17 protein-coding genes are annotated in these 14,092 nt (G+C 66.6%); 7 read left to right on the top strand and 10 right to left on the bottom strand.

Going from position 1 to position 14,092, the window contains the following annotated elements:
• Positions 1-3: 3 nt before the first annotated feature.
• The 8 genes from mdcH to mdcA form a co-directional block, all read right to left on the bottom strand.
• Positions 4-930 carry a malonate decarboxylase subunit epsilon gene (mdcH, locus tag ACFJI2_RS15890; RefSeq protein WP_377700901.1) on the bottom strand — a complete coding sequence of 309 codons (927 nt, stop codon included), beginning with the start codon at positions 928-930 and terminating at the stop codon, positions 4-6.
• Between the two features lie 22 nt (positions 931-952).
• Entirely contained in the window at positions 953-1,717 is a 765-nt protein-coding gene (gene madM, locus ACFJI2_RS15895) for a malonate transporter subunit MadM (protein ID WP_107870344.1), read from the bottom strand.
• 10 nt (positions 1,718-1,727) lie between these two features.
• On the bottom strand, positions 1,728-2,129 hold the full coding sequence (gene madL / locus ACFJI2_RS15900; protein WP_377700903.1) for a malonate transporter subunit MadL: 402 nt from the start codon (positions 2,127-2,129) through the stop codon (positions 1,728-1,730).
• Between the two features lie 78 nt (positions 2,130-2,207).
• Positions 2,208-3,116 (bottom strand): biotin-independent malonate decarboxylase subunit gamma, encoded by a 909-nt coding sequence (gene mdcE / locus ACFJI2_RS15905; protein WP_377700904.1) that lies wholly within the window; start codon positions 3,114-3,116, stop codon positions 2,208-2,210.
• On the bottom strand, positions 3,113-3,979 hold the full coding sequence (locus ACFJI2_RS15910) for a biotin-independent malonate decarboxylase subunit beta (RefSeq protein WP_377700906.1): 867 nt from the start codon (positions 3,977-3,979) through the stop codon (positions 3,113-3,115). Before ACFJI2_RS15910 ends, mdcE begins: the two co-directional genes overlap by 4 nt.
• Positions 3,976-4,275: a malonate decarboxylase subunit delta gene (locus ACFJI2_RS15915; RefSeq protein WP_377700907.1), complete on the bottom strand. Its 300-nt coding sequence runs from the start codon at positions 4,273-4,275 to the stop codon at positions 3,976-3,978. The genes ACFJI2_RS15910 and ACFJI2_RS15915 overlap by 4 nt, the downstream gene beginning before the upstream one ends.
• Positions 4,256-5,332: a triphosphoribosyl-dephospho-CoA synthase gene (locus ACFJI2_RS15920; protein WP_377700908.1), complete on the bottom strand. Its 1,077-nt coding sequence runs from the start codon at positions 5,330-5,332 to the stop codon at positions 4,256-4,258. Before ACFJI2_RS15920 ends, ACFJI2_RS15915 begins: the two co-directional genes overlap by 20 nt.
• Entirely contained in the window at positions 5,332-7,005 is a 1,674-nt protein-coding gene (mdcA, locus tag ACFJI2_RS15925; protein ID WP_377700910.1) for a malonate decarboxylase subunit alpha, read from the bottom strand. The genes ACFJI2_RS15920 and mdcA overlap by 1 nt, the downstream gene beginning before the upstream one ends.
• A 121-nt stretch (positions 7,006-7,126) precedes the next feature.
• Here mdcA and ACFJI2_RS15930 point away from each other — a divergent pair, with 121 nt between their 5' ends.
• Positions 7,127-8,044 (top strand): LysR family transcriptional regulator, encoded by a 918-nt coding sequence (locus ACFJI2_RS15930; RefSeq protein WP_132137479.1) that lies wholly within the window; start codon positions 7,127-7,129, stop codon positions 8,042-8,044.
• A gap of 18 nt (positions 8,045-8,062) precedes the next feature.
• On the opposite strand, the gene guaD is transcribed toward ACFJI2_RS15930, so the two are convergent.
• Positions 8,063-9,373, bottom strand: coding sequence for a guanine deaminase (gene guaD, locus ACFJI2_RS15935; RefSeq protein WP_377700912.1), 1,311 nt, complete (start codon positions 9,371-9,373; stop codon positions 8,063-8,065).
• Positions 9,374-9,557: 184 nt separating this feature from the next.
• Between guaD and purF the strand changes: the two genes are divergently transcribed.
• Positions 9,558-10,985 (top strand): amidophosphoribosyltransferase, encoded by a 1,428-nt coding sequence (purF, locus tag ACFJI2_RS15940; RefSeq protein ID WP_377700913.1) that lies wholly within the window; start codon positions 9,558-9,560, stop codon positions 10,983-10,985.
• Positions 10,986-10,992: 7 nt separating this feature from the next.
• Here the strand turns inward: purF and uraH are convergent, their stop codons facing one another.
• Positions 10,993-11,346 (bottom strand): hydroxyisourate hydrolase, encoded by a 354-nt coding sequence (uraH, locus tag ACFJI2_RS15945; RefSeq protein ID WP_377700914.1) that lies wholly within the window; start codon positions 11,344-11,346, stop codon positions 10,993-10,995.
• Positions 11,347-11,499: 153 nt separating this feature from the next.
• On the opposite strand from uraH, the gene ACFJI2_RS15950 reads away from it, so the two are divergent.
• The 5 genes from ACFJI2_RS15950 (at position 11,500) to ACFJI2_RS15970 (ending at position 14,075) form a co-directional block, all read left to right on the top strand.
• Positions 11,500-12,321 (top strand): outer envelope protein, encoded by an 822-nt coding sequence (locus ACFJI2_RS15950; protein WP_377700915.1) that lies wholly within the window; start codon positions 11,500-11,502, stop codon positions 12,319-12,321.
• Between the two features lie 109 nt (positions 12,322-12,430).
• Positions 12,431-13,036 (top strand): YdeI family protein, encoded by a 606-nt coding sequence (locus tag ACFJI2_RS15955; RefSeq protein ID WP_377700916.1) that lies wholly within the window; start codon positions 12,431-12,433, stop codon positions 13,034-13,036.
• Positions 13,030-13,605, top strand: a complete 576-nt coding sequence (locus ACFJI2_RS15960; protein ID WP_377700917.1) for a GNAT family N-acetyltransferase — start codon at positions 13,030-13,032, stop codon at positions 13,603-13,605. Before ACFJI2_RS15955 ends, ACFJI2_RS15960 begins: the two co-directional genes overlap by 7 nt.
• Positions 13,606-13,630: 25 nt before the next feature.
• On the top strand, positions 13,631-13,894 hold the full coding sequence (locus ACFJI2_RS15965) for a hypothetical protein (protein WP_377700918.1): 264 nt from the start codon (positions 13,631-13,633) through the stop codon (positions 13,892-13,894).
• A gap of 49 nt (positions 13,895-13,943) precedes the next feature.
• Positions 13,944-14,075: a hypothetical protein gene (locus ACFJI2_RS15970; protein WP_377700919.1), complete on the top strand. Its 132-nt coding sequence runs from the start codon at positions 13,944-13,946 to the stop codon at positions 14,073-14,075.
• Positions 14,076-14,092 lie beyond the last annotated feature (17 nt).

The following is a 14,092-nucleotide window of genomic DNA, read 5'->3' on the forward strand; positions in this document are numbered from 1 at the left end:
GTTTTATCCATGTTCCCGCGCCAGCAGCGCCAGCACGGTGTCTATCCGGTTGCCTTCGCAGCTCAAGGCCAGGCCGCCTTCGAATACGGGCGCCGTCAGCGAGGTCAGTACGGCGCCGCTCGGCATTTCCAGCGCCACCCTGGCGCCGCGTTCCCACGCATGGCGGGCGGTGTCGTGCCAGTGCACCTGGCGCGCCATGTTTCCGGCCAGGTCGTCGCGTATCTCGGCCGGGTCGAACAGGGCGCGTGCGCGGCTGCCGCTGAGGTACACCGCCCTGGGCCGCGACAGCGCTACGCCATCGAATGCGGCGCGCATCGCCTCCGCCTGGCCCGCCAGCAGCGCGCAATGCGACGGCACGCTGACCGCCAGCCGCTCCGCCCGGGTGGCGCCAGCAGCCAGCGCAAGCGCGCCGGCCTGGCGCAAGGCTTCGTCCAAACCGGCAATCACCTGCTGGCGCGGGGCGTTCAGGTTGGCCAGGTACACCGGCGTGGCCGGCGCGTGGACCCGCGCGATCACGCTTTCCAGCTGGCCTTGATCGATCCCGCTGATGGCCCACATGCCGTAGCCATGCGGATAGCCCTGCTCCATCAACTGCGCGCGGCGCGCCACCAGCCGTACTGCGTCCGGGTAGGCGATTACGCCGGCAGCGACGGCGGCGGGATAGGCGCCGATCGACAGGCCGGCCACCATGTCCGGCACCCCGCCCTGCGCCGCCAGCACGCGCGCCATCGCCACGCCGGCCACCAGCAGGCAAAGCTGGGTCGCCACGGTGGACGCGAGGGCGGCCGGGGTGTCCAGTGCCAGCGGGTCGCTGCCCAGTGCGGCGGCGGTTTCCGCCAGCGTGCGCGCAGTCTCCGCGTGCGCCGGCAGCGCATGCAGCATGCCGGCCTTTTGCGCGCCTTGGCCGGGGAAGGTGTACAGCACGCTCACTGTCCGCTCCTTGGGCCGCGCTTCAGCCAACCAGCGAGCGGGTGGCGAAGTACAGCAGCGATGGGCCGAGCAGGCAGCCAAGGCCGGTGTGGAAGGTAGCCACCAGCGTCCCGTATGGCACGAGGGCGCGGTCGGTCGCGGCCAAGCCGGCCGATACGCCGCTGACCGTGCCGGCCAGGCCGCCGAATACCATGGCGGAGCGCGGCGTCTTCAGGCCCAGGAAGCCTGCGGCGATCGGGGTGCCTATCATCACCAGGATGGCTTTCACCAGGCCGGTGGCGATGCTGAGCGCCATGATCTCGGAACTGGCGCCGATGGCCGCGCCGGTTACGGGGCCGACGATATACGTTACCGCGCCCGCGCCGATGGTGGTCATGCTCACGGCATCGGTATAGCCGAAGGCATAGGCCACGGCCGCGCCGACGATGAAGGGCAGCACGGTGCCGAGCACCAGCGCCACTACGCCGATCAGCCCTGCCTTGCGCGCCTCCGTGGCCTGTACCTCGAAGGCGGTGGCGACGATGGCGAAGTCGCGCAGCATGGCGCCGCCCATCAGGCCTATGCCGCTGAACAGCGACATGTCGGCCAGCCCCTTCTGGCCGCCGGTGTGGGTGCCGCCCCAGTAGGCCAGCCCCAGGCCGATCAGGATGGCGATGGCCGAGCCATGCACGCGGCCAAAGGTGAGGCGGCGCGATAGCTGCATGGATACGTACATGATCAGGCCGACCACGGCGAAGGCCGTCACCAGTCCGTTGTGCAGCACGGTTTTCTCGAGCATTTCAATCATGATGTTCTCCTCAGGCGGTGGTGGCGACGGCTTGCGGCCCGGACGCGGTGCTGCGGGCCGGCTTTTCGGTGCGGTTGATCAGCGCAATGGTGCAGGCGCACAGCGCCAGCGCGCCCATCGCCGCCAGCAGCGCCACGGGGCCGCCGCGCAGGGCCGCCACCACGTTCTGCTGCGCCGCCATGGCCACCACCACGGGGATGTACATCGCGCCCCAGAAGGTGACGCCGAGTTCCGTCGTTTGCGGCATCAGGCCGCGCTTGTGCATGTAGAGGCGCGCGCAGATCAGCAGGATCATGGCGATGCCGACCCCGCCCACATTGGTTTTCACGCCGATCAGTGCGCCCAGCAGGTCGCCCAGGAATATGCCCAGCAAGTGGCAAACAGCCAGCAATGCGGTACCGTAGATAATCATGATGTCTCCTCCGATTCAAAGTTGGGTGTGGCGGCCGCTTGTGATTGTTGTGATGGCCGCCGCTGTTTTACTGCGTGCTTACATGACTTCTTGTTCTCTCCTCCATTGCCTGCGCAGCAGCTCCCTCGCGTGCTTCGATGCGGCACGGTGCGGAGCGTCCAGGCGCCCTTCCAGGCCACGGTGGCCGTTTGCCGCGATGTCGGCCAGGGCGTGCTCCAGCGTTTCGCGCACCATGGCCAGGTCCTGCGCGCCTGGCTGGTCCGGCGCGGCCGGAGCGAGCAGGCGCCAAAGCAAGCCGAGCGAGGCATAGTTCTGGATGTCGTAGGCCATGGGCGGTACGCTGGCGGCCAGTGCCTCCAGCGCTTCCACCGAGCGCAGCGTGATGCGCGCGGCGGAGGCTTTGCCCATGGCGTGCACCATCACTTTCGGGTCGCTGAACGCGATCAGGCGGTTGGCCTGGTAGCCGTGCGCCAGGAAGGCGCCCGACATGGCGCTGCCAACGATCAGGCCGATCACCGGGTGGCCCGTCAACCGCGCTTCCGCGTAGGCGCCCGCCGCGCCGGCCAGGGCCTGGTGGATGCCGTAGGCCTCCTCGGTGCGGCCATAGGCCTGGCTGGCCACGTCGATGACCGCCACGATGGGACGCTTGCGCGGGGTGTCGCGGTCGGCCCGCATGACTGCATGAACGGCCCGTGCCAGCTGCCAGCCCTCCACCAGGCCGATTTCGCCGTTGCGGGCACGGGGGAAGCGGTTGTCCGGATCGGGCACCACTGCGATGTAGCGCGCAGGCTGGCCGGCCAGCGGGGCGTCGGCCACCTGCACCGCTGGGCAATAGCCCGGCACCAGTGGCGTGCCGTCGGTCAGCGCCGCCAGCCACCGTGCGCCACGGCTGTGGTCCCGCCCGCCCTGGGCAGCGGCGGATCGTGCGGCGGCTTCCGTGGCGATGGCCTCAGCCTCGGCGAACTCCTGTATTGCATGGATATTCATTGCATGCCTCCTTTCGCATAAATGGTTCGCACTTGCTGGGCGCTGGCTTGCGCCGACGTGTCCACCTGATCCAGGCTGGCCAGGAAGTGCCGATACTGGGCGCTGCGCGGTTGCGCCGGCACGCCCTGACGGAACAGGTCCACCAGCGTTGCGCGGATGGCGGCGGTGTCGTCCGCGACGCATAGGTCCACCAGGCTCGCCTGGTGGCGTTGCACGCCGCCGGTCAGGTTCCAGATCAATGACCGGTCGCGTGAATCGAATTCGGCCACACCGGCTTCCTGCTCGATCACTTGCGGGCCGTTCAATCCGAGCCGCGCCTCGCCGGTCAGCACCAGGTAGGAGCACAGCCCCGCCGCAATAGACATGCCGCCATAACAACCCACCGTGCCGGCGCTTACGCCGATAACCGGACGGTAGCGCCGCAGATCGACAATGGCGGCCTGGATTTCAGCGATGGCGGCCAGGCCCAGGTTGGCCTCCTGCAGGCGCACGCCGCCGGTTTCGAACAGGATCACTGCCTGCGTCGGCACGCCGTTGCGGTTGTCCTCGGCCGCCAGCTCTAGCGCGCCGGCGATCTTGGCGCCGCCCACTTCCCCCATGCTGCCGCCCTGGAAAGCGCCCTCGATGGCCAGCACTACGGTCGGCACGCCGTCCAGCGTTCCCTTGGCCACCACCACGCCGTCGTCCGCCTGCACCACGATGTTCTGCATGGCCAGCCACGGGGACATCAGCCGGTCAAACGGTCCCACCAGTTCGCGCATGCTGTTCTCGTCCAGCAGCGCCTTCGCGCGGCTGCGCGCGTTGCGCTCGATGAAGCTGTCGCGCGCCAGCAATTGGTCCGTGTTCGGAGTCGAAATGTTCATGGCTGCCCCGCTTGTTCGTAAGCTTGTTCTATGCGCAGGCGCACCACGCCGGGTGTTGCGCCGCTGTCGTGAATTTCGATGCGCGCCGCGGGCAACGAGGCTGCCTGGAACAGGCGGTCGAGCACCGCCTGCCATGTGGCGCCGAAGCCGTTCACGGACGTTTGCACCAGCACGGTGGTGCGGCCAGCCGCCGCCGGCTCGAGCAGCACTTCCAGGTCGCCCGAGCCGACCACGCCGGCCAGCGCGCGCTGCGCAGCCGGCTGTCCGGCCGCGTATTCAAATTGCAGTTGTTCCATGTTCGTACTCCGCTTCCATGTTGATGCTTTGGGTTTCAATCCGGTCCAGCAGCAGCGCCGCTGCCAGCAGGTCCGCCGCGCCGCCGGGCGATACGCGCAGTGCCAGCAAGTCGGCGTCCAGCGCCCGCAGCGCATCCCTGCCGCCGCTGCTGGCGGTGCCGCCTGCGTTGAGCACGCCGCGCGCCCCGCGCTGGGTCGCTTCCAATGCGGGGCGTCCGCCACGCGCCAGCAGGCAGGTGTCGTCCAGCTCCGCCATCACGGCCAGCAGCGCGTTCAGGCGCGCGCACTCCTCGCTGTCGCCGCGCAGGCGGGACGCGCGCAATGTCGGCAACGCCGCCTGCATTACCTGCGGAAAGCCTTGCTGCGCCTGGAAGCGCGCACCGCCCACGCCGTGCTGCAGGCAGGCCAGCGCCCCCTTGTTGCCGGTGACGGCGGGCGCATGCGGATCATGCAGCCGGGCCAGCGCACCAGCGCGGGCTGCCACGGCTTGTGCACGGCTCGCCACGGCCTGAGCGCCGATCGCTATGGCTTGTGCAGCGTTCTCCATGGCTCGTGCGTCGCTCGCCACGGCGTGTGCGCCGTTTGCCGCGCTGGCGCCGTTGGCTGCGCCATCACCGCCTGGATCGCGCGGCTGGGCAGCTGCGGTGACGATCAGGCCGAGCGCCCAGATGGCGCCGCGATGGGTGTTCACGCCGCCAGTGGCCTGCATCATGGCGCGCTCTGCGTCCCGGCCCGCTGCGCCGATGTATTCGCGCAAGGCCTGATGGTCAGCGATGCGCTGGCCGGCAAGCGCCATGGCGTGGAAGGCTGGGCGCAGCGCACGCGCCGAGCGGCACATCAGCAGCCAGTTCAAGTCCTCGTGGGCGCCGTTGCCGCGCAGGTCCACCAGGCCGGGCTTGGGCGTAAGCGTGGCTTCGTCGATCAGGGCTTCGACGGCCGCATCGGCCAGCGCATCGGCCAGCGCAACAGCCTGAGAATCTGCCGGTGTGCCTGCCGGCGAACCGGCGAAAGCTCGCCCGGCGGCCGCGCGGTCATTCAACAGTTGCAAGGGTTTCATTACCAGCTCCGAAATTTGGCAGGCGGTTCATACAGGCCGCCGGACCAGTCCACCAGGTCCGCCACGCTCTTGGCGGCCAACAGCGAGCGGGTAGCCTCGCCGCGCTGCACGCCGATATCCTCGGGCAGCGCGACCAGCCCTTCGCTGCGCAGGCGGGCGGTATCCTTGGGGTTGTGCCGCAAGCCGATCGGCGTGACGCCGGCGACGGCGGCCAGCATGGCCTTGCGCTCCTCCAGCGAATGCGCCTTGTACAGGTAGGCGATGCCCTCCTCGGTCAGTACATGCGTCACGTCGTCGCCGTAGATCATCACCGGCGCGCGCGGCATGCCGGACGCCTTGCCGACCTCCACAGCGTCCAGCGTTTCAACGATGGAAGGCTGGCCGCCGTCCTGGAAGGTCTCCACCATCTGCACCACCAGCTTCTTGCCGCGCGCCAGCGGGTCGTCGGTTTCGATCAGGTCCAGCCAGGCCGGCGTCGGATGGCGGCGGCCGTGCGGGTCGTGGCCCATATTGGGCGCGCCGCCGAAGCCGGTCAGGCGGCCGCGCGTGACCGTGGAGGCATTCCCCAGGCCGTCCATCTGCAGCGTGGAACCGATGAACAGGTCCACCGCATACTGGCCGGCCAGCTGGCACAGTGCGCGGTTGGAGCGCATCGACCCGTCGCGGCCCGTGAAGAACACGTCCGGCCGTGCGGCGGCGTACGCCTCCATGCCCAGCTCCGCGCCGAAGCAATGCACGCTTTCCACCCAGCCGCTCTCGATCGCCGGGATCAGCGTGGGGTGCGGGTTCAGCGTCCAGTTACGGCAGATCTTGCCCTTCAGACCCAGTTGCTCGCCATACGTTGGCAGTATCAGCTCGATGGCTGCGGTGTTGAAGCCGATGCCATGGTTGAGCGACTGCACCTGGTGGCGCTCGTACACGCCGCGTATGGCCATCATCGCCATCAGGATGTGCAGCGGCTTGACCAGGCGCGGGTCGCGCGTGAACAGCGGCTCGATATAAAACGGCTTGTCCGCCTCCACCACGAAATCGATCCACGAGCCGGGGATATCCACGCGCGGCAAGTCGGCCGGATCGTCCACGATCTGGTTGACCTGCGCGATCACGATGCCGTCGCGGAAGGCGCCGGCTTCCACCAGCGTCGGCGTATCCTCGGTGCTTGGCCCGGTGTACAGGTTGCCCTGGCGGTCGGCCATGTAGCCGGCCACCATCACCACGTTCGGCGACAAGTCCACGAACAGGCGCGCATACAGCTCGACGTAAGTGTGGATGGCACCCATCTCCAGCAGGCCGTCCTGCAGGAACTGCGAGATGCGCAGGCTTTGCGCGCCGGCGAAGGCGAAGTCCAGCTTGCGGGCGATGCCGCGCTCGAACAGGTCCAGGTGCTCGGGCAGGCTCACGGCCGGCATGATCAGGTGCAGCTTGTTGAGCCGGTCCGGATCGGCCTTGGTCAGGGAACGGGCCAGGAAATCCGCCTGCTTTTGATTATTACCTTCAAGTACTACCCGGTCACCGCTGACAACGAGCCGTTCCAGCGCCTCGACGATGCGGTCGCTGCGCAGCACGGGGCCGTCGCACAGGTGGGCTACGGCGTCCATGCGGCGCTGCTTTTCGGTCCTCCGCGTGTCCCAGCGCCGGGCGGGCGCGGCTGCGGATGGTGTGGTGGCTTGCATGTCTGGTCTCCTCCGGTTCTACATGTGTCAGGCCATAGAATAGGAAGAGCGGCCGGGGCGTACAATCAACCTGGCCGTCTGACGTTTACTCTCAGAGTAAACATTGCGCTACAATCGGTCCATGGCTATCGACGAAGAAATCACGCTGAAGAAGCTGGAAGTGTTCCTGGCGTTTATGCGCCTGGGCAGCCTGGCGCGCGTGTCCGAGGAGCTGGGCCAGAGCACGGTGAGCGTGCATCGCGCGCTGCATACGCTGGAAGAAGGCCTGCGCTGCCCCTTGTTCAAGCGCGAGGGCCGCAACCTGATTGCGCTGCCCACGGCTTATGCTTTTGCCAAGCACGCGCAGCGCGCGGTGGGCGAATGCGAGGAAGGCATCCGCAAGGTGCGCGAACTGGCGGGCTTCGACGCCAGCCGCATCCGCATAGGTTCGCTCTACTCGCTCACCCTGCGCTGTATCCCGCAATTGCTGATCGCGCTCAAGATGCGCAAGCCCGACCTGCAGCCCGACCTGACGCTGGGTTCCAATGAGGATTTGCTGCGCAGCCTGGCCGACGGCCGGCTGGACGCCATCGTGATCGGCGTGCAATCGCCCATCGATGACAAGGAACTGGTGGCTGTGCCGCTGTTCGAGGACGAGGTGCAGCTGGCCGCGCCGCTTGGCTCGCCCTACGCCAACATGGAGCGGGTGGACCTGCAAACCATGCGTAACGAGAAATTCATCACCCTGGGCGAAGGTTTTGTGACGGCGGACAGTTTCCAGCACGCGTTCCGGCAAGCCGGCTTCGTGCCGGAGACCGTGATGCAGGTGGGGGATATTTTCTCGCTGATTAACCTCGTCAGCGGCGGCATCGGCTACAGCCTGCTGCCGCGCCGCGTGGCCGAATTCAGCACGCGCATCCAACTCATCCCGCTGGAGGCGCGCTACGCCTCGCACCAGCAGATTACGCTGCTGGTGCCGCGCAGCCGCGAGCGCAGCCCGAATTTGCTGGCACTGGCTGCGGAGTGCCGCATGTACGGCAAACAGGCGCCGCTGAAATAGGCGGCGCCTGCCCTCTACTTATTCGCCGCGCTGGTGGACCTGCTTGCCGGCCGCGTAGGTGGCGCTGATGGCGCGGTCGTCGCCCAGCAGTGCCAGCGCGAACAGCAGTTCTTCCAGGCTGTTGGTGCGCGTGCTGCGGCGCTCCAGCAGCGGCGTCGCTTTCGGATCGACTACGATGAAGTCCGCCTCTGCGCCGGCGACGAAGTTGCCGACCGTCCCTTCCAGCTGCATGCTGCGCGCGCCGCCCAGCGTGGCCAGGTAGAACATGCGCAGCGCAGGCATGTAGGTGCCGCCCATGCGCGCCACCTTGTAGGTTTCGTTCATCGTCTGCAGCATGGAGAAAGAGGTGCCGCCGCCCACGTCGGTGGCCAACGACAGCGCCACCTTGGCCTTGTCGGCACCGGCGAAGTCGAACAGGCCGCTGCCCAGGAACAGGTTGGACGTGGCGCACATGGACACGGCGGCGCCGGTGGCGGCCATGCGGGCGCGGTCTTCGTTGTCCAGCCAGATGCAGTGGGCATACATGGAGCGCGGACGCAGCATGCCGTACTGGTCGTACACGTCCAGGTAGCTGCGCGCTTTCGGGAACAGGGACTTGACCCAAGCCACTTCGTCGGTGTTCTCTGCCACGTGGGTCTGCACGAAGGTGTCCGGGTAGGCTTGCGCCAGTTCGCCGGCCAGTTGCAGCTGCGCTTCGGTGGACGTGGGAGCAAAGCGCGGGGTGAGCGCGTACATATTGCGGCCCTTGTTGTGCCAGCGCTTGATCAGCTCTTCGCTCTCGCGCGCGCCGCTTTCGGCGGTGTCCTGCAGGAAGTCGGGGCAGTTCCGGTCCATCATCACCTTGCCGGCGGCCATGCGCAGGTTGCGCTGCTCGCTGGCGCCGAAGAAGGCGTCCACCGATTCCGGATGCACGGTGCAGTACACCATGGCGGTGGTGGTGCCGCAGCGCAGCAGCTCGTCCAGGAAGAAGTCGGCCACGCCGCGTGCATGCACGGGGTCCTTGAACTGGCGCTCGGTGGGGAAGGTGTAGGTGTCCAGCCACGGCAGCAGGCCCGGCGCGGGCGACGCGATCATGTCGGTCTGCGGGTAGTGGATGTGGGTGTCGATAAAGCCGGGCATGATGATCTTGCCACGATAGTCGCGCACCAGCGTGCCTTCGGGCAGCGTGTCTTTGAGCTGGTCGTACTCGCCTGCGGCTTGTACGCGGCCATCGGCGATCACCAGCAGGCCATCCTCGTGCCAGTTGTGGGCCTGGTCGCTGAAGGCGGGGTCGCCGGTGAAGTGCAGGATGCTGGCGCGGAAGGCCTTCGTTGTCTCGTTGTTATTCATGATGGTGTTGTTAGTTGGAGGATTGGCGGCAGGGTTAGACGAACTCTGACCACATGCCATGGAAGGCTATCACCCGGTATGCGCGGATTCATATCGCTGCCGTTATGGGCGCTATGCACGCGGCGCCCGCCTGCTTGCGGCGTTGCGCGGTACTGTCTCGCCTGTAATTTCGAGGAGTTCGACCATGTGTGGCATCGTCGGCGTGCTTGCGCACGCCCCTGCAAATCAAACCATCTACGATGCGCTGCTCCTGCTGCAGCATCGCGGCCAGCAGGCCGCCGGCATCGCTACCGATAACGACAGCGTGTTCGCCATGCATAAGGCGAACGGCCTGGTGACGGACGTCTTCCGGACGCGGAACATGCGCTCGCTGCGCGGCAACGCGGGCATCGGCCATTGCAGCTGCGCGGCTTACGGCCCGTCTTGCGACGAAGAAGCGCAGCCGTTCTACGTCAACGCGCCGTTTGGCATCACGCTGGCGCACAACGGATGGCTGAGCAATGGCGACGGCTTGCGCGCCGAGTTGTCCGTGGCCGGGCGGCGGCACATGAATACCGCTTCCGACGCTGAGGTACTGCTGAACGTGCTGGCGCACGAGCTGCATGCGGCCAGCCAGGGCGCGCCCTTCTCGGCCGATGCGCTGTTTGCCGCCGTGGGAGCGCTGCAAGCGCGGGTGCAGGGGTCGTATGCGGCCGTGGCGCAGGTCGCAGGCCTGGGCTTGCTGGCGTTCCGCGATCCGCTGGGCGTGCGGCCGCTCTGCCTGGGCACGCGCGCGGCGGCGGGCGGCGACGAGTACATGGTCGCCAGCGAGTCGGTCGCGCTGGAAGGCATGGGCTTCCGCTTCCTGCGCGACGTGGCGCCGGGCGAAGCGGTCTTCATTGATACGGCTGGCGTCTTGACCGCGCGCCGGCTCGCGGCCGATGGGCGCGCCGCCGGCGTCGTGTCCGGCGCTGGCCACCCTGCCGCAAGTCCCAGCGCCTTCGAATTCGTCAGCCTGGCGCGGCCCGATTCGGTGATAGACGGCGCGTCGGTCTACGCGGCGCGCCTGAAGCTGGGCGAACTGCTGGCCGGCCAGATACTCAGCGAACTTGATGTGGAGGCCATCGATGTGGTGATGCCGGTGGACGACATCTCCCGTCCCGCCGCCATCCAGCTGGCGCTCAAGCTGGGCATCGACTACCGCGAAGGCTTCATCCAGAACCGCTATCCCGGCCGCAGCTTCGAGCTGCCGGCCGGCGCGGCAAGGCGCGCAGTCAGCCAGCGCCTGAACGCCATCGCGGCTGAATTCAAGGGCAAGCGCCTGCTGCTGGTGGAGGACGCCATCGTGGATGGCGCCAGCAGCCGCGAAGTGGTGCAGCTGGCGCGCAATGCGGGCGCGAGCTACGTGGCGCTGGCGTCAACCGCGCCGCCCGTGCTGCAGCCGGACGTGTACGGCGTGGACTGGCCTGCGCGCCGCAAGCCCGCATCCATGGGCGGCACGCGCGAAGAAATGCGCCGCACCGTGACGGCCGACGCGCTGGTATTCCAGACCCTGCCCGCCCTGAAGGCCGCCATCGCCAGCGCGTCCCCAGCCCTGCAGCAGCTCGAGACGTCGTGCTTTGATGCGGCTTAGCTGCGGCTTAGCTTCCGCGATAAGTCGAATAAGCCCAGGGCGACACCACGATAGGCACGTGGTAGTTCTGGCCTGGGTCGGCGATGCCGAAGGCGATCACCACTTCATCGATGAAGCGCGGCGTTGGCACGGTCACGCCTTGCGCAGCGAAGTAGTCGCCCGCGCCGAACACCAGCTCGTACTTGCCGATCTTGACCTCGTCACCGAACAGCAAGGGCTGCTCGCAGCGGCCATCCTGGTTGGTGGTGTCTGCCTTTAACAACACCTTCTCGCCGCCGTCCACGCGGTACAGCTTTACCTGTACGCCTGCGCCAGGCTTGCCCTGCGTGATGTCCAAAACGTGTGTACTCAGCTTGCCCATAGTGTCTCGCTTTCTTTATCGGGTTGAAACAGGAACTCCTGTATGAAAATCATATACGGCACAGCACTGTCGGATATACGCGGGAACGGATAACAACCATGACCTCGGCGGACATAATCGGGCCTCCATTACAATAAAAGAGGGAGACGCAATATGAACGCATTTCGAGTAGGCGCCGCCGGCGCAGTGGCCGTGCTGGCCTTCGCCACCGGCATGCAGCAAGCCAGCGCCGCTGACTGGAGCGACACGTCGATCGGCTACCGCTACGGCACCCGCTTCGCCGAGCCGTACAACAGCAAGGACCTGGAAAAGCACGTCCTGAACGTGACGCACGCCAGCGGCTACAAGTACGGCAGCAACTACTTCAACGTGGACTTCCTGAACTCCGACGGCGACGACGCCAACGCGCAGGAAGCCTATGTGCTGTACCGCCACACGCTGGACCTGGGCAAGGTAAGCGGCAAGGACTTCAAATACGGATTGGTGCGCGGCCTGGGCCTGACCGCCGGCTTTGACTGGAACACCAAGAACGACCACAGCTACGACTCCAAGAAGCACATGGTCGTCGCCGGCCCGACGCTGATGCTGGACGTGCCGGGCTTCCTGAACGTGAGCCTGCTGGCGGTCTGGGAGAGCAACCACCCGCTGGGCGTAACGAGCCGCTACAGCTACGACACGCACGCCATGCTGAACGCCGCCTGGGGTATCCCGCTGGGCAAGTCGGGCTTCTCGTTCGAGGGCTACACCAACTGGATCGGCCACAAGGGCAAGAACGAATTCGGCGGCCCGACCGCACCGGAAGTGAACTTTGACGCGCAAGTGATGTATGACCTGAGCGGCGCCGCCGGCATGAAGCCGAACACGCTGCGCATCGGCCTGGAATACCAATACTGGCGCAACAAGTTCGGCACCCCGCACAACATCCCCGGCGCCACCGCCAAGACCCCGATGGTCCGCGCCGAATACCACTTCTAATCTTCCTCAGCAAACCGGCCGGCCCTGACGGGCTGGCCCCTCCCCCGGCACTGGACTAGCACGGCGCGCTTGGTTATATTGCTCGTACCGAAAGTCACCGAGAGCAGCCATGCCTACCCTGGACCCGCGCGTAGACGCGTATATCGCCAAATCGGCTGAATTCGCCCAGCCTATCCTGGAGCATCTGCGCGCCGTCGTGCACGCGGCTTGCCCGGACGTGGAAGAGACGATGAAGTGGAGTTTCCCGCATTTCCAGTACAACGGCATGTTGTGCAGTATGGCGTCGTTCAAGGCGCATTGCGCCTTTGGCTTCTGGAAGGGCGAGCTGCTGGTCGAGGCGGCGGATGCGAAGACCAGGGAGGCCATGGGCCAGTTCGGCCGCATCACGTCCGTCAAGGATCTGCCGCCGAAGAAGACGCTGGAGTCCTACATCAAGAGGGCGATGAAGCTCAACGACGACGGTGTGAAGGCGCCTGCGCGCGCCAAGCCTGCCGCACCGCGCGAGCTGCTGGTGCCGGATTATCTGACCGAGGCGCTGGCGCGGCGGCAGCCCGCGCTGGACCATTTCAACGCCTTCAGCACCAGCAAGAAGCGCGACTACGTAGAGTGGATGGAGGAAGCCAAAACCGAAGCGACGCGCCTGCGCCGGCTGGAACAGGCGCTAGAATGGATCGCCGAGGGCAAGTCCCGCAACTGGAAATACGAGAAATGCTGACATCTGTAGCGCAAGCCGTGGCCGAAGCGCTGGCCGACGATCCTTTTTACGTCACCGTTTGTGTCGCTGGCGGCGTGCAGCGGCTAATGCCGCGTTACGTCGAACTGGCGCTGATTGAGGGTGAACAGGCTGGCCGCGTGGACCTGGCCGACGGCCAGGGCAGCGGCGCCGCCATCTGGAGCGTTCCCGGCGATGCGGCTCGCAAGGCAGCAGCCTACGCGGACCGCGAACGCGCGCTGGCCGTGCTGCTGGGCGAACAGGGCTTTGCCAACTTCCAGGCCATTGTCGCCAATATGGAAGCCAACCTGGCTGCGCACGGCCTGGCGTCCGCGTGGTACTTGTCGATCGCGGGTATCAAGCCGAGCGCGCAAGGCGGCGGCATGGGCACGCGGCTGCTGTCGCACGGCCTGGCGGCGGCCGACCGGGCCGGCGCCGTCAGCTTCCTGGAGACCTTTAACGAACGCAGCCTGCCGTTCTACCGGCGCCAGGGCTATGCGGTGGCGGCAAAGTACTTCGAACCCGTGAGCGGCGCCGATTACTGGCTGATGACACGCCCACCGCGCACGTAGGCGGCAATCGCGCTACAATCACCGGATGCGTAATATCCGTTTCTTCCTGCTGATGCTGTTCTTCGCGCTCCAGACCGCCCTGGCTGGCGCCGCGTCGATCCGCACTTGCTGCGAAGATGCGTGTCCGCCGACGATGTGCGCCACGATGGGCTGCCTGCCCGCCGCCCAGCCCATGATATCGGCCACGCCGCCGCTTCTGCCGCTGCCGGCGGCCACGGCGGATTACCCTGACATGCCCGCCATCGCCCTTCCCTTGCCATTAAAAGAAGTCTGGACGCCGCCCGACTGAACCCGAGCCGCTTCGTCCCTTTTTCTTTCAAATTTATCAAGGAAACAATATGAAATCCATCGCTATCAAAACCGCCGCAGCCGCCGCCCTGCTGGCCACTTCCGCCGTCGCTTTCGCAGCCAATATGGACTGCTGCGCAAGCCTCGAATGCTGCCTGAAGATGCTGGCCTGCTGCCTGTAAGCCGCAAGTAGCTTGAG

Source organism: Pseudoduganella sp. UC29_71, from assembly GCF_042693265.1.
Lineage (GTDB): Bacteria > Pseudomonadota > Gammaproteobacteria > Burkholderiales > Burkholderiaceae_D > Rugamonas.